General features: G+C 72.2%; 27 protein-coding genes and 1 tRNA gene. 14 read left to right on the forward strand and 14 right to left on the reverse strand.

Annotation, left to right across the window (positions count from 1 at the left end):
• Positions 1-74: 74 nt before the first annotated feature.
• The 3 genes from AMIR_RS08065 to AMIR_RS40050 form a co-directional block, all read right to left on the reverse strand.
• Complete coding sequence (locus AMIR_RS08065) at positions 75-536, reverse strand: MaoC family dehydratase (RefSeq protein WP_015800444.1); 462 nt, start codon at positions 534-536, stop codon at positions 75-77.
• Positions 536-1,291 (reverse strand): SDR family oxidoreductase, encoded by a 756-nt coding sequence (locus tag AMIR_RS08070; protein WP_015800445.1) that lies wholly within the window; start codon positions 1,289-1,291, stop codon positions 536-538. The genes AMIR_RS08065 and AMIR_RS08070 overlap by 1 nt, the downstream gene beginning before the upstream one ends.
• Before the next feature lie 90 nt (positions 1,292-1,381).
• Positions 1,382-1,549, reverse strand: a complete 168-nt coding sequence (locus tag AMIR_RS40050) for a hypothetical protein (RefSeq protein WP_187313494.1) — start codon at positions 1,547-1,549, stop codon at positions 1,382-1,384.
• Between the two features lie 85 nt (positions 1,550-1,634).
• Between AMIR_RS40050 and AMIR_RS08075 the strand changes: the two genes are divergently transcribed.
• Both AMIR_RS08075 and AMIR_RS08080 read left to right on the forward strand, forming a co-directional pair.
• Positions 1,635-2,447, forward strand: a complete 813-nt coding sequence (locus AMIR_RS08075; RefSeq protein WP_015800446.1) for an SDR family oxidoreductase — start codon at positions 1,635-1,637, stop codon at positions 2,445-2,447.
• On the forward strand, positions 2,447-3,403 hold the full coding sequence (locus AMIR_RS08080; RefSeq protein WP_015800447.1) for a quinone oxidoreductase family protein: 957 nt from the start codon (positions 2,447-2,449) through the stop codon (positions 3,401-3,403). Before AMIR_RS08075 ends, AMIR_RS08080 begins: the two co-directional genes overlap by 1 nt.
• Before the next feature lie 162 nt (positions 3,404-3,565).
• Here the strand turns inward: AMIR_RS08080 and AMIR_RS08085 are convergent, their stop codons facing one another.
• From AMIR_RS08085 to AMIR_RS08100, 4 genes are all read right to left on the reverse strand, one after another.
• Positions 3,566-4,045, reverse strand: coding sequence for a DUF6319 family protein (locus AMIR_RS08085; RefSeq protein WP_015800448.1), 480 nt, complete (start codon positions 4,043-4,045; stop codon positions 3,566-3,568).
• Between the two features lie 231 nt (positions 4,046-4,276).
• A complete protein-coding gene (locus tag AMIR_RS08090) occupies positions 4,277-5,485 on the reverse strand; it encodes a S8 family serine peptidase (protein ID WP_015800449.1) in 1,209 nt (402 codons plus the stop codon).
• 116 nt (positions 5,486-5,601) lie between these two features.
• A complete protein-coding gene (locus AMIR_RS08095) occupies positions 5,602-6,783 on the reverse strand; it encodes a cation:proton antiporter (protein WP_015800450.1) in 1,182 nt (393 codons plus the stop codon).
• A gap of 5 nt (positions 6,784-6,788) precedes the next feature.
• Entirely contained in the window at positions 6,789-7,271 is a 483-nt protein-coding gene (locus tag AMIR_RS08100; RefSeq protein ID WP_015800451.1) for a cation:proton antiporter regulatory subunit, read from the reverse strand.
• Positions 7,272-7,926: 655 nt separating this feature from the next.
• On the opposite strand from AMIR_RS08100, the gene cmk reads away from it, so the two are divergent.
• From cmk to AMIR_RS08150, 10 genes are all read left to right on the forward strand, one after another.
• The gene (gene cmk / locus AMIR_RS08105; RefSeq protein WP_015800452.1) at positions 7,927-8,646 is read left to right on the forward strand and encodes a (d)CMP kinase; all 720 of its coding nucleotides are present in this window, start codon (positions 7,927-7,929) and stop codon (positions 8,644-8,646) included.
• Positions 8,643-9,410 carry a lysophospholipid acyltransferase family protein gene (locus tag AMIR_RS08110; protein WP_015800453.1) on the forward strand — a complete coding sequence of 256 codons (768 nt, stop codon included), beginning with the start codon at positions 8,643-8,645 and terminating at the stop codon, positions 9,408-9,410. Before cmk ends, AMIR_RS08110 begins: the two co-directional genes overlap by 4 nt.
• Entirely contained in the window at positions 9,407-10,822 is a 1,416-nt protein-coding gene (gene der / locus AMIR_RS08115; RefSeq protein ID WP_015800454.1) for a ribosome biogenesis GTPase Der, read from the forward strand. Before AMIR_RS08110 ends, der begins: the two co-directional genes overlap by 4 nt.
• Positions 10,823-10,863: 41 nt before the next feature.
• On the forward strand, positions 10,864-11,508 hold the full coding sequence (locus AMIR_RS08120; RefSeq protein ID WP_015800455.1) for a response regulator: 645 nt from the start codon (positions 10,864-10,866) through the stop codon (positions 11,506-11,508).
• Between the two features lie 530 nt (positions 11,509-12,038).
• Complete coding sequence (locus AMIR_RS41570) at positions 12,039-12,614, forward strand: sensor histidine kinase (protein ID WP_245554640.1); 576 nt, start codon at positions 12,039-12,041, stop codon at positions 12,612-12,614.
• A 90-nt stretch (positions 12,615-12,704) separates the two neighbouring features.
• A tRNA-Pro gene (locus AMIR_RS08130) sits at positions 12,705-12,778 on the forward strand.
• A gap of 116 nt (positions 12,779-12,894) precedes the next feature.
• On the forward strand, positions 12,895-13,872 hold the full coding sequence (locus AMIR_RS08135) for a tyrosine-type recombinase/integrase (RefSeq protein WP_015800457.1): 978 nt from the start codon (positions 12,895-12,897) through the stop codon (positions 13,870-13,872).
• Positions 13,869-14,144, forward strand: a complete 276-nt coding sequence (locus AMIR_RS08140; RefSeq protein WP_015800458.1) for a hypothetical protein — start codon at positions 13,869-13,871, stop codon at positions 14,142-14,144. Before AMIR_RS08135 ends, AMIR_RS08140 begins: the two co-directional genes overlap by 4 nt.
• On the forward strand, positions 14,141-14,326 hold the full coding sequence (locus tag AMIR_RS08145) for a hypothetical protein (RefSeq protein ID WP_015800459.1): 186 nt from the start codon (positions 14,141-14,143) through the stop codon (positions 14,324-14,326). Before AMIR_RS08140 ends, AMIR_RS08145 begins: the two co-directional genes overlap by 4 nt.
• A gap of 31 nt (positions 14,327-14,357) precedes the next feature.
• Entirely contained in the window at positions 14,358-14,621 is a 264-nt protein-coding gene (locus AMIR_RS08150; RefSeq protein ID WP_245554594.1) for a hypothetical protein, read from the forward strand.
• On the opposite strand, the gene AMIR_RS08155 is transcribed toward AMIR_RS08150, so the two are convergent.
• From AMIR_RS08155 to AMIR_RS08165, 3 genes are all read right to left on the reverse strand, one after another.
• Entirely contained in the window at positions 14,614-14,814 is a 201-nt protein-coding gene (locus AMIR_RS08155; RefSeq protein WP_015800461.1) for a hypothetical protein, read from the reverse strand. The two genes, AMIR_RS08150 and AMIR_RS08155, sit on opposite strands and share 8 nt — an antisense overlap.
• Positions 14,815-14,884: 70 nt before the next feature.
• On the reverse strand, positions 14,885-15,103 hold the full coding sequence (locus tag AMIR_RS08160) for a hypothetical protein (RefSeq protein ID WP_041836643.1): 219 nt from the start codon (positions 15,101-15,103) through the stop codon (positions 14,885-14,887).
• Positions 15,085-15,324, reverse strand: coding sequence for a hypothetical protein (locus AMIR_RS08165; protein WP_015800463.1), 240 nt, complete (start codon positions 15,322-15,324; stop codon positions 15,085-15,087). Before AMIR_RS08165 ends, AMIR_RS08160 begins: the two co-directional genes overlap by 19 nt.
• 517 nt (positions 15,325-15,841) lie before the next feature.
• Between AMIR_RS08165 and AMIR_RS08170 the strand changes: the two genes are divergently transcribed.
• Both AMIR_RS08170 and AMIR_RS08175 read left to right on the forward strand, forming a co-directional pair.
• On the forward strand, positions 15,842-16,696 hold the full coding sequence (locus AMIR_RS08170) for a helix-turn-helix domain-containing protein (RefSeq protein WP_041836644.1): 855 nt from the start codon (positions 15,842-15,844) through the stop codon (positions 16,694-16,696).
• Between the two features lie 28 nt (positions 16,697-16,724).
• Positions 16,725-16,904: a DUF397 domain-containing protein gene (locus AMIR_RS08175; protein ID WP_015800465.1), complete on the forward strand. Its 180-nt coding sequence runs from the start codon at positions 16,725-16,727 to the stop codon at positions 16,902-16,904.
• A 55-nt stretch (positions 16,905-16,959) separates the two neighbouring features.
• Here AMIR_RS08175 and AMIR_RS40055 read toward each other — a convergent pair whose 3' ends face one another.
• The 4 genes from AMIR_RS40055 to AMIR_RS35405 are packed head-to-tail and all read right to left on the reverse strand — an operon-like array spanning position 16,960 to position 23,877.
• Positions 16,960-17,904 carry a hypothetical protein gene (locus tag AMIR_RS40055; protein WP_015800466.1) on the reverse strand — a complete coding sequence of 315 codons (945 nt, stop codon included), beginning with the start codon at positions 17,902-17,904 and terminating at the stop codon, positions 16,960-16,962.
• Positions 17,905-17,928: 24 nt separating this feature from the next.
• Positions 17,929-19,116, reverse strand: a complete 1,188-nt coding sequence (locus AMIR_RS35400; protein ID WP_015800467.1) for a siphovirus ReqiPepy6 Gp37-like family protein — start codon at positions 19,114-19,116, stop codon at positions 17,929-17,931.
• Positions 19,086-19,970 (reverse strand): phage distal tail protein, encoded by an 885-nt coding sequence (locus AMIR_RS08190; RefSeq protein ID WP_015800468.1) that lies wholly within the window; start codon positions 19,968-19,970, stop codon positions 19,086-19,088. The genes AMIR_RS35400 and AMIR_RS08190 overlap by 31 nt, the downstream gene beginning before the upstream one ends.
• A complete protein-coding gene (locus AMIR_RS35405) occupies positions 19,963-23,877 on the reverse strand; it encodes a hypothetical protein (protein WP_015800469.1) in 3,915 nt (1,304 codons plus the stop codon). Before AMIR_RS35405 ends, AMIR_RS08190 begins: the two co-directional genes overlap by 8 nt.
• Between the last annotated feature and the right edge of the window lie 2 nt (positions 23,878-23,879).

Genomic DNA, 23,879 nt, shown 5'->3' on the forward strand with positions numbered 1-23,879 from the left:
CCAAGACGTTACCGCCCGAAAGAGCCCCACGTGGTGCGCTTCGCCAGCTTCGCGCCGCCAGCTTCACACCCCCCTCACGGCACCAACAACACCACCGTCTCCGCCACACAAGCCGGCTTAGCCGAGCCCTCCGCCTCGATCACCACCCGAACCACCGCCTGCCGCTCCCCGCCACCCCCGCCCGCGGACACCGACACCACCTCCACCCCAGCCCGCACCCGCATCCCCACCAGCACCGGACTCGGGAACCGCACCCGGTTCAGCCCGTAGTTCACCCCCATCGACACCCCCTCCACCGAGTACACCTCCCGCACCAGCAGCGGGATCAGCGACAACGTCAAGTACCCGTGCGCCACCGGCCCCCCGAACGGCCCCGCCGCAGCGCGCTCCACGTCCACGTGGATCCACTGGTGGTCCCCCGTCGCCTCCGCGAACAGGTCCACCTCGCGCTGCGTCACCTCGTGCCAGGGCCCGAACCCCAGGTGCTCCCCGGCAGCCGCAGCGAACTCCGCCAACCCCTCGAACCTGCGCACCATCAGTCCCGAGGCCCGCCTGCGACGTACACGACCTGCCCGGACACGAACCCCGCCCCCTCGCTGACCAGGAACGACGCCGTGTGCGCGATGTCCTCCGGCACCCCGACCCGCCCCACCGGGATCGCCGCCGCCGCTGCCGCCTTGAACTCCGCGAAGTCCACCCCGACCCGCGCCGCCGTCGCCGCCGTCATGTCGGTCTCGATGAACCCCGGCGCGATCGCGTTCACCGTCACCCCGAACCGCCCCAGCTCGATCGCCAGCGTCTTCGTGAACCCCTGCACCCCGGCCTTCGCCGCCGCGTAGTTCGCCTGCCCCCGGTTCCCCAGCGCGGACGTGCTCGACAGGTTCACCACCCGCCCCCACCCCGCCGCCACCTGGTGCGCCTGCACCGCCCGGCTCATCAGGAACGCCCCGCGCAGGTGCACCCCGATCACGGTGTCCCAGTCGTCGTCGGACATCTTGAACAGCAGGTTGTCCCGCAGCACCCCGGCGTTGTTCACCAGCACCACCGGCGGCCCCAGCTCCTCGGCCACCCGCGCCACCGCCGCGTCCACCGAAGCCCGGTCCACGACGTCCACGCCCACCGCCAGCGCGCGCCCGCCGTCCGCCTCGATCGCCGCGACCCCGTCCGCGCACCGCTCCGCGTCCAGGTCCAGCAGCGCCACCGCGAACCCGTCCCGCGCCAACCGGGCGGCCACCGCGGCCCCGATCCCCCGAGCCGCCCCGGTGACGACCGCAACCCGTCCCTCGGCCACGTGAACCTCCTCGATCAGCGGGCCAGAACGAGCGGAACGTAGCGGCCCGGCGCCACGCCGCACCACCCCCGAACCCCGCGCGCACCCCGGTCAGCCCCCGAACCTGCCACCGAGGTCCGGCAACCCGGTGATCTCCTCACCGCAGCAGGCCCCGTAGGCCAGCTGCGCCAGCCAGGACCAGGGCGCTTCCACGTCCTCGTCCGGCCACGCCGCCAGCCCAACCCCTGGTCCCGCCGCCCACCCCCGGAACCACCCCACGCCCCCGTGATCGGGTCTTGACGCCCCCACCACCCCGCCGGGACCATACCGACCAGTCGGGATGCCCTTTCGGCAGGAGGAACGAGTGGAGTTCACCGGCAAGGTCGCCCTGATCACCGGAGCCGCCAGCGGCATCGGGGCGGGGGTGGCCAGAGCGCTCGCCGGTCTCGGCGCCAGGGTTGTGGTCGCCGACGTCGACGACACCGCCGGTCAGGCCGTCGCCGACGGGATCGGTGGCCGCTACACCCGCTGCGACGTCCGCGACCCGGACGCCCTCACCGCCGCCGTCGCGCTGACCGCCGAGCACTTCGGCGGCCTCGACCTGGCCATCCTCAACGCGGGCATCTCCACCGGCATGGGCCTCGGCGAGGACTTCGACGTCGAGCGCTACCGCGCCGTCATGGGCGTCAACCTCGACGGCGTCGTCTTCGGCGTGCGCGCGGCGCTGCCCGCGCTCCTGGCGCGCGGCGGCGGGCGGATCGTCGTCACCGCCAGCATGGCGGGCCTCATGCCCGTCCCCATCGACCCCCTCTACGGCGCCAACAAGGCCGCCGTGGTCGGTCTGGTCCGCTCGCTCGGCCCGCAGCTGGCCGCGTCCGGCGTCACGGTCAACGCCGTCTGCCCCTCGTTCGCCGACACCGCCATCATCACCGGCATCCGCGACGGCCTCACCGCCGCCGGGATGCCGATCATGCCGGTGTCCGCCGTGGTCGACGCCTACCTCGCGGTCCTGCGCGGCGGCGAGCCGGGGGAGTGCTGGTTCGTGCAGGCCAACCGCGCCCCCGAGCCGTTCGCCTTCCGCACCCCGCCCGGCCCCCGCACCGCGGACGGCGCGCGGGTCGACCTCGCCCGCTCCGGCCTCACCACCGGCGGAACCCAGTCCCAGGAGAACACCTGATGCGCGCCGTCCAGATCACCGAGTTCGGCGGGCCCGAGGTCCTGACCCAGGTCGAGCTGCCCTCGCCCACCCCCGAGCCGGGGGAGCTGCTCGTCGAGGTCAGCCGGGCGGGCGTGAACTTCGCCGACACCCACCAGACCGAGAACAGCTACCTCACCCGCACGGTCCTGCCGGTGGTCCCCGGCGGCGAGGTCGTCGGCACCACCCAGGACGGCCGCCGCGTCACCGGCCTCACCAGGGGCGGCGGCTACGCCCAGTTCGCGATCGTCCCCGAGGTCACCGCGTTCGACGTCCCCGACTCGGTGGACGACCTGCACGCGCTGAGCATGGTCGCCCAGGGCGCCACGGCCTGGCTGCTGCTGCGCCGCACCGCCCCGATGCGCCGGGGCGAGACCGTCGTCGTCCACGCCGCCGCGGGCGGGGTCGGCACGATCGCGGTCCAGCTGGCCCGCCGCTGGGGCGCGGGCCGGGTGATCGCCACCGCCAGCTCCGAGGACAAGCGCCGCCTCGCGCTGGACCTCGGCGCGGACGTCGCGCTCGACTCCACCACCGAGGACATGGCCGCCGCGCTGAAGGACGCCAACGACGGCCGGGGCGTCGACGTGGTGCTCGACATGACCGGCGGCCCCACCACGGACGCGAGCATCGAGGCGCTCGGGCCGTTCGGCAGGCTCGCCTTCTACGGCATGGCCAACCGCACCGAGCCCACCCCGGTGCAGCTCGTCCGCCTGATGGCCAAGTCCCGCACGGTCGCCGGCCTGTGGCTCCAGCACGCGTTCCGCCTCCCGGACCGCCCGGTGCACCGCGCCGTGGCCGAGCTGTTCGAGCTGGTCGCGGCCGGTGAGCTGCGCGCGGTCGCGGGCGGCGACTACGCCCTGTCCGAGGTCCGGCGCGCCCACGAGGACCTGCTGGCCAGGCGCACCACCGGCAAGCTCCTGCTCGACCCCAACCGCTGACCGGGATTTCCCCTGATCGGCTGACACCTGACCGAGCTGGCCGGGCCCCAAAAGCCCCGGAACGCACGAGGGCTCCCCACCTCGTGGTGGGGAGCCCCCGGTCAGCCCGCTGCCCGTCCCGCCGCCGGATCACCGGCGGGCGGGGCGGGACCGGTCAGGTGCTCAGTCGTTCAGCTCGGCCAGGGCCTGCTTGACCTTGGCCAGCTCGGCCTCCAGCTCCTCCATGCGGCTGCGGTGCTGCTCGCGAGCGGCCTCGACCACGACCTCGATCTCGTTGGCGATGTCCTCGTGCAGCTCCTTGGCCGCGCGGGCCACGGCCGCGGCGGGCACCGACAGGCCCGACACGATCCGCCGGGTGCCGTGCACCAGGTCGGCCTGCCACTCGCCGTCGGCGGTGCCGGTCACGGTCAGCGTCAGCTCGACCGTGCGGGTCTTCTTGGCCGTGCTCTTGACCCGCTTCGCGGGCTTGGCCTCCTCGACCTCGGGCTTGGGGGCGGTGGCCTCGGGCTTCTCGGTCGCCGAGACAGCCTCCGCGGAGGTGGCCTCCTGCGCCGGGGCGTCGACCGCCTGGGGGGTGGCGGCGTTGTCTTCCTGCTCCACGAGCGTGTCCACCTGCACGTTTCCTCTCTGCGCGTCCGGCATGAGCGGGCGCGATTCTAGAACACTTGTTCGATCGACGGGGCGACCGCGAGGGATCAGATATTAGGGGGTTGCGCCCCCCGCCCCGTGCAACGGGGAGCCCTGTCGTCCGATGTGGACGCGCCGCTCCCACGACGAGCGCGGGGCCGGTGACCGAGGGCTCACCCCTCGGTCACCGGCCCCACCACAGCTCACGACCCCGTCACCGGGGCGCGGGCGGAACGCGCCCCCTCGTCAGAGCGCCTGCACCAGCCCGACGCCGACGTCCGTGGAGGACACCGGCAGCCGCAGCCCGGACTGCGCGAGCCTGGCCCACAGCTCCCAGCCGCGCGCGTTGTGCTTCTGCGCGATCAGCGCCGCGACGCCCGCCACGTGCGGGGTCGCCATGCTGGTCCCGCGCAGCCGCTTCGTCCACGCCCCGCCGCCCGAGCCGTTCCAGGAGGACAGCACGTCCACCCCCGGCCCGACCAGGTCGACCTGACCGTGCGGGTCCACCGACCCGCAGGAGAAGTCCGCGACGACGTGCTTCACGTCCACCGCGCCGACCGCCAGGATCGTCGGGCAGTTCGCCGGGTGCCCCACGGGGTTGATCCGGCCCGGTCGCCCGCTCTCGTTGCCCGCCGCCGCGATGATCACCGTGCCCTTGGCGATCGCGCGCTGCGCGGCCTGCTCGAACACCTGCGAGTACGGCGTCCCCGGCCGCACCCCGGCGCCCAGCGACATGGACACCACCGCGCACCCGTTGGCCACCGCCCAGGCGATGCCCGCGAGGATGCCGCCGTCCGAGCCGAACCCGGCGTTCGACAGCACCTTGCCCGCGTAGATCTCCGCCTCGTGGGCGATCCCGTAGCCCGGCCCGCCGAGCGCGGGCGTGCGCGGACCGCAGGACGTGCCGATGCAGTGCGTCCCGTGCCCGTGCGCGTCCTCGACGCTCTCCCCGGTGATGAACGAGTTCGTCACGACGGTCCGCCCGGCGAAGTCGCCGTGCGCGGTGGTGAACCCGGTGTCCAGCACCGCGACCCGCACGCCCTTGCCGGTGGCCTCGCTCTTGACCGCGCCGGTCGCCTGGAGCCCCCAGGTGAACGCCGACTCGTCGACGGCGGCGGTCCCGTCCTCGGCGACGTTCCCGTCCTCCTCGAGGGTGATGTAGGCCTGCACGATCCGCTCCGGCTCGACCACCGCGATCGGCCCGGAGGCCTCGGCGGCGCGGACCAGCCGGTCGACCTGGTCGGGCACGGCCGTCACCACGGCCACCCCGAGGTCCTGGAAGATCAGCCCGTCGGCCGCGGCGAGCTGCTCGCTCGTCGGCGAGTCCGCCGTGCTGGCCGCGGTGAGACCCGCGACCCGCTGCATCTCCTGCGCTCCCGCGGCCACCGAGCCCTCGTCCAGCAGGACGAGGTAGCGGCCGGTCGTGGTGCTTCCCGACTCCGATGTCTCAGGCATGGCGACCCCTTCGGGGTGAGGCGGCGGTCGGCTGCCGCGCGGACGTGCCCGCTGGGAGCGGAATCACGTCCGCGCGACGCCATAGTCGAACGCCCCGAACGCCCCGGGATACCGCCTTAAGCGGATGCCGTCACAGCACCACGCTTTTGGACCATCCGCGCCACCGGTTCGACCACGCGCGCCGCGACCGGTCCGAAGACCGCCATCAGCAGCACGTAGGCGGTCGCCAGCGCGGCCAGCTCCCCGTCCACCGCGCCGGACGCGACGGTCAGGCTGGCGATGACGATGGAGAACTCGCCGCGCGCCACCAGCGCCGCCCCGGCTCTGGCCCGGCCCATCGGACCGATGCCCTGCCGCTTCGCCGCCCACGCGCCGGTCATGACCTTCGTGACGGTCGTGACGGCGGCCAGCCCCAGCGCGAGCGCCAGCACCGGCGGGATCGACGACGGCTCGGTGTTGAGGCCGAACACCACGAAGAACATCGCGGCGAACAGGTCCCGCAGCGGTTCCAGCATCCGCGTCGCGTTCTCCGCCGTGGAGCCGGAGATCGCGATGCCGAGCAGGAACGCGCCCACCGCCGCCGACACCTGCAGCTGCGAGGCGATGCCCGCCACGAGCAGCGCGGCGCCCAGCACCTTGAGCAGGAACACCTCGGGGTCCGGGCTGTCCACCACGGCGGACACGTAGCGGCCGTACTTCAGCGCCACCACGAGCACCACGGTGATCGCGGCCAGCGAGATGCCCACCGCCGTCAGGCCGCTGACGAAGCTCACGCCCGCCAGGACCGTGGTCAGGATCGGCAGGTACAGCGCCATCGCCAGGTCCTCGAACACCAGGACCGACAGGATCACCGGCGTCTCCCGGTTGCCGAGCCTGCCGAGGTCGCCGAGGACCTTCGCGATGATGCCGGACGACGAGATGTAGGTGACGCCCGCCATCGCCAGCGCGCCCACCGGGCCCCAGCCCAGCAGCAGGCCCACGACCGCGCCCGGCGTGGCGTTGAGGACGATGTCCACCACGCCCGCCGTCCACGACCGCTTGAGCCCGGTCATCAGCTCGCTCGCCGAGTACTCCAGGCCCAGCAGCAGGAGCAGGAGGATCACGCCGATCTCGCTGGCGATGTGCGTGAACTCCTCGATGCCGTGCAGCGGCACCAGGCCGCCTTCCCCGAAGGCCAGCCCACCGATCAGGTAGAGCGGGATCGGCGAGATGCCGATCTTCCAGGCGAGCCTGCCGAGGACGCCGAGCCCGAAGAAGATCGCGCCCAGCTGGATGAGGGAGATGGCCGTGTTGTGCACCTGGCTCAGCCACCGCCCAGGACGTCGGCTGTCGAGGCGAGGCCCTCGGAGGTGCCGACGACGACCACCAGGTCACCGCCCTCGAACACGAAGTCGGGGCGGGGCGAGGGGTGCGCGTTGCCGGAGCGGACCACGGCCACGACCGACGCGCCCGTGCGGGTGCGCAGCTCGGTGGCGGCCAGCGTCTCGCCGTCGTACCGGGAGCCCGGCACGATCGGGAACTGGCGCGTGGTGATGCCCGCCACGTCCTTGTGCTGGTGCTCCAGGTGCGCGACCAGGCCGGGCGCGCCGAGCAGGCTGGCGAGCGTGCCCGCCTCGGCGGGCGTGAGCGCTATGGAGGCGGAGCACGCGTCCGCGTCCTCCTCCTTCGAGATGATCAGCTCGAAGCGGCCGTCGCGGTACGTGATCACCCCCATCCGACGCCCGGCGCGGATCATGAAGTCCTGACGGGTGCCGATCCCCGGAAGGGGGGTTACTTCGACGTTCACGGACTGCTTCCTGCCTTTCGGGTTGGTTCCCGCTGGGGCTCTTTCGCGGAAACCGGGAAACCGCGATTGTGCCCCCGCTGCGGGAGGTGGGCGGACGGGGGACGGTGGTCGCCGCGGGTGCGCGGCGCTGGGCCGTTCAGAGCATCTTCCGGTTCCCGGCGCGACCGCACGGTACAAGCTGCGCGGACCGCGTGAAACGGGCGAACCTTGCTGTTCGCTGAAGGTCGGGCGGGACGATCGCCGCAGGTCGCGGGCTTTTCGGGCCTTGGGGACCAAACGGACTTTTCGCCGAGCCCCCCGGTTGTGGGCGGGCTCGCTGGATCCCAACGCGCGGGGCTCGGGGATTCATCCCGGAACGCCCTTTTCCACCCGTTTCGGCGAGCAGTTCTCCACCACCGCGCGGGTGAGCCCGCCGACCCCCGGAATGGCCGCCCTCGCCGCCGCGCGCGGATTCCGCCCGCCACCGCCCGCGGCGCCACCGCGGACCCGCGCCCGCCACCCGCCCGGTCACCACCGGTGATCAGGTGCTTCCCGCCGCCCCCACCCGTTCCCGGACCCCTGACCAGGGCGATTCGAAGGTGACCCCGCACACCGGGCACAATGAGCCGAATCAGACTTCTGCTCGGATCAGCGGCTCGGCTTGGAGGAACCTGCGGTGGGACACGGTGAGCTGCGTGGCGTGGTGGCCCTGGACGGGCCTTCCGGCACCGGCAAGTCCTCAGCCGCGCGCGGACTGGCCGCACTCCTGGGGGCTCGCTACCTGGACACGGGCGCCATGTACCGGGCGGCCGCGCTGGCCGTGCTGCGCGCGGGCGTCGACCCCCACGACCCGGTGGCGGTGACCGGGACCGCGCGCCGCGCGCTGCTCGTGCAGAGCACCGACCCGGCGAACTCGACCACCCGGCTCGACGGCGTCGACGTCGGCGCCGAGATCCGGGGCCCCGAGGTCACCCTCGCGGTGTCCCCGGTCTCCGCGACCGCGGGCGTGCGCGAGCTGCTGGTGGCCGAGCAGCGGCGGATCATCGCCGAGGCGGTCGAGCAGGCGGGCGGCATCGTCGTGGAGGGCCGCGACATCGGCACCGTCGTCGCCCCCGACGCGCCGCTCAAGGTCTACCTGACCGCCGACGCCGAGGCCCGCGCGCGCCGCCGCACCAAGCAGGACAACGACTCGGGGCGGGCGACGACGGTGGAGCGGACACTCGCGGACGTGACACGGCGGGACGACTACGACTCGACCCGCCAGGTGTCCCCGCTGCGCCCGGCCGCCGACGCCGTCGAGCTGGACACCACCCCGCTCGACCTGGCGGGCACGCTCGACGCGCTGCTGGCCATGGTCGAGGAGCGCGGGCTTCGCCACGAGCGGGTGACGGGATGAGCGAGCGCACCGACCGCGGTCCCGAGGGGACCCCCGAGAGCGCCGGGGCCGCCCCCGCGCGCGTCGCGGAGTTCCCCAAGCTGCGCAAGAAGAGCGTCAAGCTCTCCTACGCGACCCAGCTGCCCGAGGGCGCCACCGACCTCGGCCACACGTTCGCCCGCTGGCTCGGCAGGCGCTTCTTCGCCTTCCCCTACCGGGTGCGCGCGCACAACCTGGAGCGCATCCCCACCACCGGCGGCATCGTCGTCGTGGCCAACCACAGCTCCTTCGTGGACGGCCCGCTGATCTTCGGCGTCATCAAGATGCCGCGCCGCATGGTCTTCCTGATCAAGAACGAGATGTTCAAGGGCCTGGTGGGCGCGTACCTGCGCAGCGCGGGCCAGCTGGGCGTCAAGCGCGGCGAACCCGACCGCGCGACCCTGATCGCGGCGCAGAAGGTGCTCAAGGCGGGTGGCACGCTCGGCGTGTTCCCCGAGGGCACCAGGGGCGACGGCGACATGGCCAGCGCGCAGCAGGGCGCCGCGTGGCTCGCCCGCACCTCCGGGGCGCTCATCGTCCCCATGGCGGTGCGCGGCGCGCGCAGGCCGGAGGGCTCCCGCCGCCGGTTCCTGCCCGTGGTCGACATCCTGGTGGGCGAGCCGTTCGAGGCGTCCACCGCCAAGGGCAGGCAGGGCCTGGCCGAGGCAACCGAGCAGGTCCGCGACCGCCTCGTGGCGCTGGTGGCCGAGCTCGACACCAGACGAGGCAATGGAGAAGCACGATGACGGACTTGGACGGCACGTGGACGGACGAGTCCGACTGGACCGCCTTCGACGACGAGTCGGAGGGCGCTGACGAGGCCACCCCGGCCCAGCCGGTGCTGGCCATCGTCGGCCGCCCCAACGTGGGCAAGTCGACCCTGGTCAACCGCATCATCGGCCGCCGCGAGGCGGTCGTGCAGGACGTGCCCGGCGTGACCAGGGACCGCGTCGCCTACGACGCCCTGTGGAACGGCCGGAAGTTCACCGTGGTCGACACCGGCGGCTGGGAGCCCGACGCCACCGGCATGATGGCCTCCGTCGCGGCGCAGGCCGAGCTGGCCATGCAGACCGCCGACGCGGTGCTGCTGGTGGTCGACGCGTCCGTGGGCGCCACCACCACCGACGAGGCCGTCGCGAAGGTGCTGCGGCGCTCCAAGGCGCCGGTGCTGCTGGTGGCCAACAAGGTCGACGACGAGCGGCTGATGGCCGAGGTCGCCTCCCTGTGGTCGCTGGGCCTTGGCGAGCCGATGCCGGTGTCCGGCCTGCACGGCCGGGGCTCGGGCGACGTGCTCGACAAGATCCTGGAGGTCCTCCCGGAGACCCCGCGCGACACGTTCGGCGCGAACACCGGCGGCCCCCGCCGCGTCGCGCTCGTCGGCCGCCCGAACGTGGGCAAGTCGAGCCTGCTCAACCGCCTCACCGGCGAGAACCGCTCGGTGGTCGACTCGGTCGCGGGCACCACCGTCGACCCGGTCGACTCGCTGGTCGAGCTGGACGACGAGGTGTGGCGCTTCGTCGACACCGCGGGCCTGCGCAAGCGGGTCAACTTCGCCAGCGGCGCCGAGTACTACGCGTCGCTGCGCACCAAGGCGGCCATCGAGTCCGCCGAGGTCGCGGTCGTGCTGCTGGACGCGGGCGAGCCGATCAGCGAGCAGGACCTGCGGGTGCTGACCATGGTCGTGGAGTCCGGGCGCGCGTGCGTGCTGGCGTTCAACAAGTGGGACCTGGTCGACGAGGACCGCCGCAACGCCATGGTCCGCGAGCTGGAGCGCGGCCTGGTGCGCGTGCCGTGGGCCGAGCGCGTGAACATCTCGGCCCTGACCGGCCGCTCCGTGCGCAAGATCGCGCCGGCCCTGCGCACCGCGCTGGACTCCTGGGACACCCGCGTGCCCACCGGACGGCTGAACTCGTGGCTGACCGACCTGATCGCCGCGACCCCGCCGCCGGTGCGCGGCGGCAAGCAGCCGAAGGTCCTGTTCGCCACCCAGGCGGCCACAAGGCCGCCGACGTTCGTGCTGTTCACGACCGGTTTCCTGGAGGCGGGCTACCGCAGGTACATCGAGCGCAAGCTCCGCGAGGAGTTCGGCTTCGAGGGCAGCCCGGTCCGGGTGTCGGTGCGGGTGCGCGAGAAGCGGGAGAAGCGCGCCAAGAAGTGATCCGGTTGCCCCGAACGGCGCAATGAGGTTGCCTTTGCGCTGTGCCGGTGCGATTGGTCCTCGCGGACGACGAGCCGCAGCTCCGCCGGGGGTTGAGGGTCCTCCTGGAGGCGGACGGCCGGGTCGAGGTCGTCGCCGAGGCGGGTGACGGCGCGGCCCTGCTGTCCGCGGTCCGCGCCACCGCCCCGGACGTGGCGCTCGTGGACGTGCAGATGCCGGGGACGGACGGCCTGTCCGCCCTGCGCGTCCTCCTGGGCCGCCCGGACCCGCCCGCCGTGGCGGTGCTGACCACGTTCGACCTGGACGACTACGTGGCGACGGCCCTGGACGTGGGCGCCCAGGGCTTCCTGCTCAAGGACGCGGAGCCGGAGGCCCTGGTCAGGGCCGTGCTGGACCTGGCGGCGGGGGGCGCGGTCCTGGACCCCAGGATCGCGGCGAGGCTGCTGCCGAGGTTGAGGGCGGGCAGGCTGCTGCGCCCGAACCCCCAGCTGGACGCGCTGAGCACCAGGGAGCGCCAAGTCCTGGAGCTGCTGTCGGACGGCCTGCCGAACGCGGCGATCGCGACGGAGCTGGGCCTGAGCGAGGCGACGGTCAAGTCGTACGTCAGCACGGTGCTGATGAAGCTGGGCGTGGAGAACCGCGTGCAGGCGGCCTTGGCGGCCCACCAGGTAGGCCGGACGTGGTGACCCCACCCCTGACCGCCCGCTCCCTGGCGCCACCCGCAGCCGCAGCTGCCCTGGTCCTCCTGGTGGACGCAGGCCCCTACTCCTGGTCCGAGCCCCTGGCTCTCCTGGCCTGCGCCGCCCTCCCGTTCCACAAGGCCGCCCCCTACGCCTGCCTGCCCGCCCTGGCGGGCGGCCTGGGCTGGCCCCCCGCTGTGGTGGCCCTCTACCGCGTAGGCCGCCACGACCGCCCCGGACCGGCCGCCACGTGGGTGGTGGTGAGCTCCGCGGCAGCGGCAACGACCTCCGTGGTCACCCAATCCCTGCCCGTCACCCAAGCCGTCCTGACCTATGCGTTCACCCTTTTCATGGCCGTGATGCCCACAGCCCTGGGCGCGCTGCTCAGGATGCGCCAAGAGCTGACCGCGACCCTGTCCGAGGCCCGAAGGGCGAGAACCGCAGAGCTGGCCGCGCGGGAGGAGGGCGCCAGGGCGGCCGAGCGGGCAAGGATAGCCAGGGAGATCCACGACGTGGTGGGCCACCACGCCACCTTGATGGCCGTAGAGGCTGCGGCCCTCTCCGCAACCACCCCGGACCCGGAAACCAGAGCAGCCGCAACCCGCCTACGCGCCCTGGCAAAGGCGTCCCTGACGGAAATGCGCGCAACCCTGGGCCTCCTGAACGCCGCCCCCACCCCCAACACCCACCACGACCTCCCGACCTTGGTGGCCAGAGCCACCGCAACCGGCGCCCGGATAACCCTGACCGACCGCACGACAACCCCACTGCCCCCGTCGACAAGCCGCGCCGTGTTCAGGCTGGTCCAGGAGTCCCTGACAAACGCCACCAAGCACGCCCCAGGGGCCCAGATCCGCGTCCTCCTGGCAGAGCGCTCAGGAACCCTGGTGGTCCAAGTCCTGAACGCCCCACCCCCACACCCCGCACCCTCCCCACCCCCGCCAGGAGGCCAAGGCCTACACGGCCTGTCCGAACGGGTAGCCCTCCTGGGCGGCACCCTGACCGCAACCCCAACCCCCCAGGGCGGCTTCGAAGTCCGCGCAAACCTCCCCACGACCGCCCCGAGGGCCGGTGGGGCCCGGAGGGCGCCGATCGGCCGGGAGACGGCATAACCGCAGGTGGGAGCGGTTGGGGACCCCCGTGAAAAGGGGGTTTCGGGATGCGCTAAGCTATACAGGCACCCAGCGAGAACGGGTTGCGGCCGGGACGTGGCGCAGTTTGGTAGCGCACTTGACTGGGGGTCAAGGGGTCGCAGGTTCAAATCCTGTCGTCCCGACGGTCTAGAGGGTCTTCGCAGGTCAGATACTGCGAAGGCCCTCTTTTTGTTGTACGCGGTCCTGCTCTCAGGTCAAGCACAGCGCTTGGTGACACCTTGACCTGACGGTAGGAGACATGCCACCTGAACGCCTTCCCCGCCCCACCGCCGCGCAGTGGTCCACCTGGCTCGACGACTGGGACCGCTCGCTGCGCGCCAAGAACCACCCGCGCACGACCCGCTACAACTACCAGCTCGCCGTGACCCAGCTCGCGGACTACCTCCTGCACGAACTCGCCCTCGACTTCGACACCCGGCCACCCAACACCGCCGAGGCCGCCAAGGACCCGATCGCCGTCCGGCGCCCGCACGTCGAGGCGTTCGTCATCTGGATGACCGACACCCGCTCGGCCGCCTCGGCCAAGTCGAAGTTCAAGGCCCTGCAGCAGTTCTTCAACTACATCGCCGAGGAGGAAGAACTCGATCACCACCCGATGGCCAAGATGCGCCAGCCTAAGGTCGACGAGAAGCAGCGCCGGGTCATCCCCGACGAGCAGATCGCCGCGTTCCTGGCCGCTCTGGAAGGCAAGGACTACCGCAGCCGCCGGGACTTCGCCCTCGTGCGCCTCTACTTCGAGACCGGCGGTCGCCTCGCCGAGGTCGTCAACGCCGGCCTCGGGGACCTCGACCTGAAGCTCGACGTGCTCCACGTCCGCGGCAAGGGCGGCAAGCACAGGAGCCTGCCGTTCGCGGCGAAGACGGGGCAGGCGGTCACCCGGTACCTGCGGGCCCGCGAGCGGCACCTGGCGGGCCGGGAGAGCGCCGCGCTGTGGCTGCCTGAGAACCTGCCCAAGGGGGCGCCCACGCCGCTGACCGTGAGCGCCGTGAAGTCGATGTTCCGGCGGCGGGCCGACGCGGTCGGACCGAGGATCCATGCGCACCTGTTCCGGCACACGTTCTCGCACAACTGGCTGCGGAACGGCGGCTCGGAGACGGACCTCATGCGCCTGATGGGCTGGTCCACCCGCGCCATGCTCCAGGTCTACGGGGCCAGCGCGGCCGACGAACGCGCCATCCAGGCGCACCAGAAGATGGCGATGGGGGACAGGCTGTGAGCGACGTGCAGGTGCAGTTGACGAACGAGACGTTCACGGCGGCGATCGCCGGGATGACCCCGGTCATCCACGAGGCGCTGCTCGCCGCCGCCCGCCGCGACTGGCCCGCGAGCCAGCTCGGGTACGTGGCTCCGGAGGTCTGGGACGAGCACGTCCGCCAGGTCGCGATCGCGGCTTTGGGGTCGGCGCTGCCAGCGGTGCAGCGGCAGTGGCTACCGGGGACGCCGATCCCCGGCGAGACTGCGCAGGCGGACGAGGAGGGGGAGCTGTGAAGATCAGGGTGACCGGAACGCGGGAGGAGACCGCGGCGACGGTGACGGTGCTGCGGTCGGTGCTGGACGTGCACGAGACGTCGAGCTGGCGGGCATGGACGCGGCACGACCCGCTGTCGAAGGTCGGCGCGGTCTACGTGACCGCCGAGCTGCCCATCGGTGGCGTGCCGGCGCGCCCGTAGGCGGGTGACACGGGAGCGCTGTGCTCGGGGCATGGAGACGACGATGACCCCGGCGCAGCGCTCCCTCCGCGCCCGGATGGCAGCGCACACCTCATGGGCCAACACCGCCGACGCGGCAGCCCGGACGGCGCCCGCGCGCGCGGCGCAGATGGCCCGGTTCGAGCGGCAGGTGGACCCAGACGGCGTGTTGCCGGTGGGGGAGCGGTCGCGGCGGGCGGAGAGCGCGAAGCGGGCGTACTACCTCGGTCTGGCGGCGAAGTCCGCGGCGGCGCGGCGGGCCCGGAAGGCTAGTTGAGGTCGGCGCTTCGGGCGGCGAAGGTGCAGGCGAGGCAGCGGAGCGCGGTGTCCTCGGTGAGGAGCCAGCGGGCGGTGTCGAGGCCGCAGAGGGTCCGGGCGTACGGGGCGGGGTTGTCGACGACGTTGGGGGTCAGGTAGGCGTGCTGCGCGCCGTCGCCTGTTGAGGTGCGCCAGGTCACCTGCTCGCTCATGTGGTGGTCCCCCATACGTGCACAGAGCGGGCTGTTGACCCGCAGATACGTGAGCTTCCGGCCATTTCGGTCACTCCTGCGACCGCCACACGGGGGTACCGAGGTCACCCGTCAGGCGGCACCATGGGCCCGCGTCCGGCTCAGGGTCGGGGGCGGGTTCCTCGGCGGCTGGCTCGGCGGGTGGCTCGGCGCGTGGCCGGACGCGCTCGTCGTACATGCCGGTCGGCCAGCCCTCCTCGGCGGCGCGGGCGAGGATCTGCGCGACCGGGGTCACCGGTACGTCCGCCACGACGGCATCCCCCGGCGCTGAGCGATCGCGTGCAGCAGCCGGTCGTGCGCCCACTCGCCGCTGGTGTGAAGCACCATCTCCAGGTACTCGTCCGCCGCGTTCACGTCCCCGCGCCGCAGGAGGGTCTCGATCTCGCGGAGGGCGGTGCGCATGGCGTCGCGGATCTCGGCCAGCAAGCGGAGCGCGTCGGGGCCGGTGAGCAGGCGGGCGGGCGCGGTCATGCCGCGTCCTGGTGGGGCGTGGCGGAGGCCCCGGTTCGGGGCCCTGGGGCCTCCGCCACGGTGTGGGGCCGCCCGGCGGTTGGGGGACGCGTTGCAGCGCTGCCGGGCGGCTGCTTGTGGGGGGTGAGCCGGATGCGGCATCCGGCGACGATGACAGCTGTGAGCCCTGCGGCCCAGACTGCGAGTGCGATTAGTCCGCCGGTCATGAAGACCCCCGTGCTGGTGTTGGGGCGGGCCCGCATCCGTTGTCGTGGCGCGGGCCCGCCTCCGGCCCCCGCTCAACCCCTTACCGAACGCTGCCCCAGGGGGTTGAACGGCCCGCCCCGAAGCTGTGACTGGTGAAGGTCGGCTCCGGGGCGGGTGCCAGTCGGGGTGCTGCACAGCAACCCATCCGGCGTGGACGAATTTACTGGACGAATTTCGTCTACGCGATGCCGCAGACGGGTGACCCGCCTGTGACGTGGGGTGACGACCGGGCAGACTGTGAGCAACACGAGTGACAGGGCTGGAGGTCCATGTGGGTGGCGGCAGGCCGAGTCCGACGATCTCGCGCGGGCAGCTGGGACGACGGCTCCGAGAGCTGATGGCCGTCGCCGAACGCACCCCCGCCGACGTGGCCTCCTACCTCGCCGTCAGCCAGGCCACGGTGTCGAAGATCCTCAACGGCAGGCAGGCAACGAAGGTCGCGCAGGTCCGCTCGATCCTCCAGCTCTGCGGTGCAAGCCCGGAAGTCACCGAGGACCTGGTCGAGCTCGCACGTGCCGCCGCCGCTGGCGACTGGTGGAGCGACTACGGCGCACCCGAGTGGTTCCGGACGTTCCTCGGTCTGGAAGGCGCAGCCGACTCCCTCCTCACCTACGAAGGCGAGCTGGTCCCCGGCCTGTTGCAGACCGCGGCCTACGTCGAGGCAATCACCCGCCGCGCGCACCCGGAGATGGGCGACGACGAGGTGAAGAGGTCGGTCGAGCTGAGGCTTGCCCGGCAGCAGCACCTCGCGAGCGACGGGCGCACGCCGCGCCTGCACTTCGTGCTGAACGAGGCCGTGACGTGCCGCCCGGTCGGCGGGCCGAGCGCGTGGCGCGAGCAGTTGGAGCACCTGATCGCGATGGCCGACGCCGAGCACGTGACGCTGCAGGTGCTGCTGTTCAGCGCGGGCGCCCATCCGGTCATGGGCTCGGCGTTCACCGTGCTGGAGTTCGATTCCGAACCGACGTTGTCGACGGTCTACTTGGAGAACGACCGGGGTGGGTCGCACCTCAAGTCGCGGTCGGAGATCGACCGATACCGCGCTGTGTTCAGCGACCTCGTCGCCTCGGCGGCGAGCCCGGCGGCGTCCCGCGCGCTGCTGGTTAGGGTTGCCGAGCACTGGTGAAGGTCGACGAGAAAATGGAGGTGCGCCTATGCACCCCACGTGGCGTAAGAGCACGCGCAGCAACGCGTCCAGCGGGAACTGCGTAGAGGTCCGCGGCGACCTGGCGGCGGTCCGGGACAGCAAGAACCCCGGCGGTCCGCAGCTTGCGGTCGAGCCGGGAGCGCTGGCGGCGCTGTTGCGTGCGGTGAAGGCCGACCAGCTCGGCTGAGTGGTGGTGGTGGCCCCCGGCGGTCGTGACGCCGGGGGACGCCCCCGCCAGTCTGCTAGTCGAACCGGTCCCAGCGGGCGGTGATGCTGCCGTCGCTACGGATCGTGCCGTCCGCGCTGTTGTTGGAGTAGAGCCGGAACCGGACTCGGAACTGGTCGCCGGGCGGGACGTAGAGCCTGATCCGGCCTCCGGTCATCCCGAAGCCCTGCGCCGCGGTGTCCGGCATGAACGGCTTGGTGACGACGCCGAGGTCGGCGCGGGTCTGCTGCGCCTCCAGGATCATGTACCTGGTCGAGCCGCCCGCGTACGAGCCGTTGTAGGCGGTCGGGAAGACCGCCTCCAGCTCCCACCAGCCGTGCATGGCGCTGGCGTACTCGAACCCGTTGCCCCCGTACACGTCGGACCAGGGGGTGTCCGCGAGCCGCTGATAGCCCTCTGACCGGGAGCCGAAGACCTTCAGGGCCGTGAACCCGTCGCCGCCGTTGATCACCATCGCGCCGTCCGAGCGGCGCAGTTCGGCGGTGATGTTCGGGGTGTGGAGCGCGGGCTGGTAGTCCGCGAACGGCGCGTCGATCACGAACCCGGTGTAGTTCTGCGCCGACGCCGAGCCGGGGCAGATCGCGTACGCCACCGGGTAGTCCACCACCGCGGCCGTCGCGGTCAGCGCGGGCAGCACCGGCGACGCCGAAGCAGCCCCCTCCAGCACCACCGGGGTGATCGACTTGCTGTCGAAGTCGCGGCGCATCACCAGCCGGTGGAAGCGCGGCAACGAGTTGATGTTCGTCGGTCCGGCCACCACGCGCTGGCTGGTGATGTTCGTGTAGAGGAACCCACCGATCAGGTACTCGACGCCGGTCGGGAGCGTGAACTGCAGCCCGCTCCCCAGCGCGGGCAGCCCGGTGCCGGCGACGAGCCCTGAGCGGGTCCATGCGCGTGAGAGCGCCCGCCATCTGTCCTGGTAGGTCGGCTGCCCGTCCCAGGGCCACGACTGATCAACCATGCCTCGCAGCCTGAGCGGGCGCTGTCACCTCGTGCGTTCCAGGTTCGACACCCGCGACGTGAGCGCGTCCACGATGGACCGCTGCAAGCTCGTCCCGGACGCGCCGATGTCGCCCGCGCGCGGCAGCACCCGGTACCCGTCCTGCCGCGTCACCCGATGCTCGACCTCCCGGATCGCCGCCTGCACCTGCAGCACGCCGCCGAACACGTCGATCGTGACGAGGTCGCCGAGGCCGTAGTCCCGCCCGTAGCGCAGCGCGGTGGTGTCGACCGGCACCCACTGCACCTGCGCCGTCGCCGACGACTCCCCGAGCTTCCGGGTCGTGCCCTCGGCCAGCTCTGCCGACGAGTCCTCCGAGCTGGCCGACCGGAAGTCGAAGAAGTCCTCCCTGCGTCCCCAGCCCAAGCCCTGCTCCTCGTTCGCGGCCTCGATGAACTCCCGCGCCTCCTCCTCGCCGCGTCCGCCGCCGACGACGTGCGTCGCCTTCGGGGCGCGGAGCCTCCACTTCAGCATGTTGATGTTGCGCAAGCCGATGCTGAACCTGGCTGGGCCGCGCAGGTCGCGAGGGACCACGACCTGAAAGCGCTTCGTGGCGCTTGCGTCGCTGATCACCCGGAACCCGATGCCCGCGCCGTCCGCGAGCCCGGCGCACAGCTCCAGCACCGACTGGAACCGCGCGCGCCCGGTCACGACGCCGCCCGCGCCGGGGTCGGAGTCCAGGTCCAGCGTCAGCCCCGGCACGCGGCGCTCCGGGCGCGCGCTCGGCCCCGCGTTGAGCTCGACGTACTGCCGGATCACCCCGCTGGCCTGGCCGACCCGCACGTCGTACGCCTCGGTCTGCGTGGCCAGGGTGTTCAGCGGGACCGGCCTCGCGGCGCGGTCGCGCAGCCAGCACATGTCGTCCTCGCCCGCGTACACCACGGTCGGCACCACCCGGCCACCCGAGTCCTGCCCGTACGACACCTCCGGCTCCACCACCGGCCCCGCCATCACCGGCCGCCCGTCCCCGCCCACGATGGCCAACCGCCACCCAGCCGCTGCCGCCATCACCGACTGCTGGGTCAGGGGCGCGGCGACCCGGTAGGTCCCGACCCCGAGCCACCGCTCGACCGCGGTGAGGCTGCTGTAGGTCAGCAGCCCGCGGCGGGCGCCGGTCGGGTCGATCATCCACACCTGCGGGGTCACGTCGCGCTCCTGTACCTGGGGGTCCACGTGCAGACGACCTCCGAGCCCGGCCCGGCCGCGACCAGCGCGACGCTGATCGGCGTTTCGCCCGGCGGTACCGGCCAGAACACCGGGGTGCCGGTCAGCTGCGGCCACCAGTCCGTGCCGTCGTCCAGCTGCACGCGCGCGGCGCCTAGCCGGGTGTCGATGGTGAGGGTGCGTCCGGCGGGGATGACGCCGTTGACGCTGATCTGCTGGCCGGTGCGGGAGTTGGCGATGGTGAGTGCGGAGCCGGGTGCGGTGGCGGTCCACACCGGCCAGGAGGGGACGGTGCCGGGGTTGGACAACGTGGCCGCGCCGTTGATGCTGGAGCTGGAGAGGACGAGGGGCAGGATCGGGAAGAACGTGCCCCCCGCGCTGTACGAGAAGGGCACGCGGATCGGCTCGGCGGCGTACCACCACGGGTCCTCGACGTACAGGCTGAGGACGAACCGCGCCCAGCGTCCGTCGCCGCCCTCGTCCTGGTCCTCGCTGCCCTCCAGCCCGCGCAGGTACCGCGCCCGCAACCGGAACCGGCGCCCGTCCGCCTGCATCAGCTCCAGCTCGCCCGGCACGGCGGGGTCGAGCGCCAGCTCCAGCGCGCGCAGGCGGGCGAGGAACTGCATGCGGGTCGCGCCGTGGACCTCCATCGGCAGCTGCACCACGCGCGGCGGCGCGAACAGGTCGGTGACCTGGGTGCCGTCGAGGCCGGGCACCTCGGTCGTCAGGTACTCGACCCCGGCGACGTTGAGGTTCTTCACGCCCTTGAGGACGCGGTGCCCGGCGGCCCGGTCGGTCAGCACCGTGCTCGTGCTGCCGCCGAGCGCGCTGGCCCCGGAGATCCACGTCAACTGCCTACCCACGGCCCAGAACCTCCAGTTCGTGCTGCATGTCTTCGAGCTGCTGCATCGTCGAGATGCCGGGCACCGCGTTCAGCGTGATGTGCGTGCTGCGGTGCTGCGCTGCGGGGGCCGGGGTCGTGCTGGACGTGCTGCTCGCCGAGCGCGCGGCTGCGGCTTGGCGGATGGCCTGTGCGGGCAGGCCGGGCATCCGAGGTTCGGGGATCTCGGTGCCCGCGATCGAGGACTGCGGCAGCGTGACGTCCCCGCCCCCTGCCGCGTTGATCATCTCCAGCACGCGGGCGTGCTTCCGGGACGCGCGGCGGTTGACGACGTACTCGCCGGGGGTGGCGTGGATCCACACGCTGTCGCGGTCCGGCCCGCTGCCGGGCACCCAGCCGCCCTTGTTGCGGCCGGAGTCGCCGTACGTCTGCGCGACCCGGTCGTCCATGCGCATGACGGCGTTGATGTACATGGTCTTGTCTTTCAATTCTTTCCGGTTGACTGCCTCAATCGCGTCAAGGGCAGCCTGGTTCAATCCGTCAATCTTGATCGTCTTGCCGTTCGGCAGCCGGTAAACAGCCTGTCCGGCCTCGTTGACGCTGACGGTTACGCCCATGGCGGAGAGCTTGCTGACGTCCATCTGGGAAATCATCTTCTTGAGGGCGTCCGGCGCGTTCTGCCCTGCTGCCCCGGCAAGGCGGATGATTTCGCGGTACTGCGCCTCCATCGCGCGCTCTGAGGCGACGGACGCCTCCTCGTTGGCGTTCTCGGCCAGGGTCTTCTGGCCGATCGCGTTGATGACGCTGATCAGCTGAGCCTCGTACGCGTTGTTCGCCTGGCGTGCTTCCAAGCTGTTCGCGCCATGCTGCTTGACCGCTTCGCCCACAGCCTTCTCCGCGCCCTCCAAGCCGAGGAGCGCGGCGTCGTACGCGTTGCTCGCGCCGGCAGCAGCGAGCATGAACCCCATCTGCTGGATCAGCTTGTCGTTATGCGACATGGCGGCGAGTGCGGCCTGTCGCTGCGACTCGGCAAGGGAGCGCTGCTCGGCGGTCAACTTCGCGCCAGCCGTCTGAGCCTGGATCGAGGTAGGCCCGAACTCGGCGACCGCCAGGTTCAGTTCAGCCTGAGCCCGCTCGACAGGGCCGACGGATTCGAGGTATTTATCCCATTCCTCTTTGGCTTCTTTAATCTTGCCGGGAGCGTCGTAAAGGTTCCCGATCGAATCTGGAAGATCGTCCTCGCTTTCCCAAAGATTGACCTTCTTGAAGAACGATTCCGGGCCGACCTTGAACTCTTTTTCGGCGCTGCCAGAATTGATGGAATCCTGAATTTCCTTCAGGCGACGCATCTCCAACAACGCTTCCCGGTACTTGTCCACCGCCCCCTTCGCGGCATCTCCACCCTTGGCAAGCCCCTGGGTGTACTGATCTCCGAACTCAGTAGCTTCCTGCTGGGCCAGCGCGTACCCGGCCACGGCTATCCCGATCAGACCAATCGCTACGCCGAGCGGCGACATCGCACGGCTCAGCGCACCCACCGACTTCTCGGCCCCGGCAGCCCCCTTCGCTGCCCTGTCCGCCCCACCGCTGAAATTCGACAGCGCCTCCCCGGCCTTCGCGATCAGCGGCGCCGGGTTGAGCTTCGTGACCAACGTGATCGCGGCCTGGTACACCTTCCACGCCGCCGCCGCGCTCAGGACGATCCCGATGCCCTTGCCCAGCTCGGGCGCGATCGGCTCGATCACGTCGAGCAGCCCGGCCAGCACCTGCATCGTCATGCCCCCCGCAGCCATCAGCTCCGGCAGCGCGCCCCCGGACAACTGCGTGACCAGCCGGAGAGCCAGCGCCACCAGCGACTCGAACTGCGCCGAGTACGGGGCAAAGCTGCTGGTTAGCTGCGACAGCAGGGTGCCCGTCCCGCCGAGCGCGCTGCGCGCCACCCCGCCGAAGCTGTCGAGCACCCGCCCGGTCGAGTGGGTGTCCTCGGAGACGTTCTCGAACAGGTCGCCGACCCCCGCGCCGAGGTCGCCGAGCATCCCCCGGAAGCCGATCATCGCGGGCTCGCTGCGGCTGACCGCGGTGGCCATCCCCGGCACCGCGTTCTCCGCGAACTCCGAGATCCCCTGCGAGAGCTGCCGGATCGATGGCGCGGACTCCCGGAACATGCCGTCCACCGAGTAGCGCATCTTCTGCCAGGACAGTGCGAACTGCCCGGCCACGTTCACCATGTCGCCCGTGAGCGGCTTCGCCATGCGCTTCGACTCGGTGACAACCTTCGACGCCAGCCCACCCCACGCGTCGGAGACCTGCGCCTCCCCCTTCAGCAGCGCCCCGGCCGCCACCCCCATCGCGATCGGCAGCAGAGCCACACCAGCGGCAGCCACCGTGCCCGCCACCAGACCGACCGCTCCGAGCGCCGTGTACCCGCCCGCGATCTTCGCGAGCGACGCGACCCGACGGTTGGCCGCGTCCTCCTCAGCCTCCGCCGCCTTGTCAGCCTCCTGCGCGGCCTTCTCCCCGGCCTTCTCCGCAGCCGCAGCAGCCTTCTCCTCGGCGGCAGCGACCATCTCCGCCGCCCGCGTGCGCGCGTCCGCCTCCGCCTTGACCACGTCGGCAGCACGCTGCTTCGCCAGCGCCGCCTGCCGGACCGCCGCCGTGACCTTCTCCTCGGCCGCCGCGATCCGGTCCGCGCTGGCGCCCGCGTCCGCCCGCACCGCGGCGAGGTCGCGCTCTGCCCGCGCCACCGCCTGCGCGGCGCGCTGCTCGGCGTCGCGGGCGGCGGCGAGCCGGGTGCCGCCGTCGACGGCCTGCTTCGCGGCCTTCTCCTGGGCGGCGGCGAACTCCCGCGCCTGCTCGGCGGCGCGCTGCTTCGCGGCGGCCGTTTCCTCGGCGGCCCGGCGCGCGTCCTCTGCGGCCTTCTTCTCGGCGGCGGTTGCCTCCTCGGCCGCCTTGACCTTCGCCGCTGCCGCCTCCTGCGCGGCCTTCTTCGCTGCTGCCGCAGCCGCCGCCTCCTGCGCGGCGTTCTCCTCCGCCTGCCGAGCGGCCTCGGCGCGGACGCGTTCGAGGTCGGCTTCAAGGGTGGCGGTGGTCTTGGAGGCGCTGGCGTGCTGGCGTTTCGCGGCGGCGAGCTTCTCCTCCCCGGCGACGAGCGTGGCGTGCGGGACCTGCTGGTTCATGTAGCGCCCGCGCAGCGCGCTCAGTTCGGCTTCGGCGACGCGGACCTTGCCGAGGGCGTTCGCCTGCGCGTCCGCCGACCTGCTGATCTTCGCTTCGAGCGCGCCGGTGTCAGGACGCGCGGGGACAGCGGCGGGCAGCGCTTCGGTGGGCGCGCTCGTCGGTGGTGTGACGACCTGCTGCGGGGTGGGGACTCCTGCAGCCCGCGCGTGGGCGGCTGCCACTGCCTCGGCGGCCTGCACCAGCGAGGCGGCAGCGGCCTTCTCCTTGGAGGCGGCGGCCATGGCCTGGTCGGCGGCGCGGGCGCGGGTCTGGGCCAGCTCGTGGGTCAGCCGCTCGCTGGTGGACACGGCGTTGCCGTGCGCGCGCAGCGCGGACGAGAGCTTCTGCTCGGCGGCTTCGATCTTGTCGACTGAGACGGGTTCGTCGACGGCCCGGTTCTGGAGATCATCGAGCGCCGCCTGCGCGATCCGGACCTTGCCGAGCGCGGTCTCCTGCGAGGTCGCGGCCTTGGCGATCTTGGCTTCGAGGGTGCCGACCCGTGCTGAGGCGCGCTCGTTCGCTGCCGTCGCGGCTGCGTCAGCGCGCGCGACGGCGGCGAGGAACGGCGCGGTGTTCGCGTCGATCGTGGGCTTCTGCCGCTCGACGTCCTGCTTGAGCGCGCGCGCTTCGGCCTTGGCCTCGGCGGCCTTGGCCTTCATGCCGCTGGTGTCGAGGGTGACGATGCCTCGGATGTGGCCGACGGTGGTGCTCACGA

This window comes from Actinosynnema mirum DSM 43827 (genome assembly GCF_000023245.1).
GTDB classification, from domain to species: Bacteria; Actinomycetota; Actinomycetes; order Mycobacteriales; family Pseudonocardiaceae; genus Actinosynnema; species Actinosynnema mirum.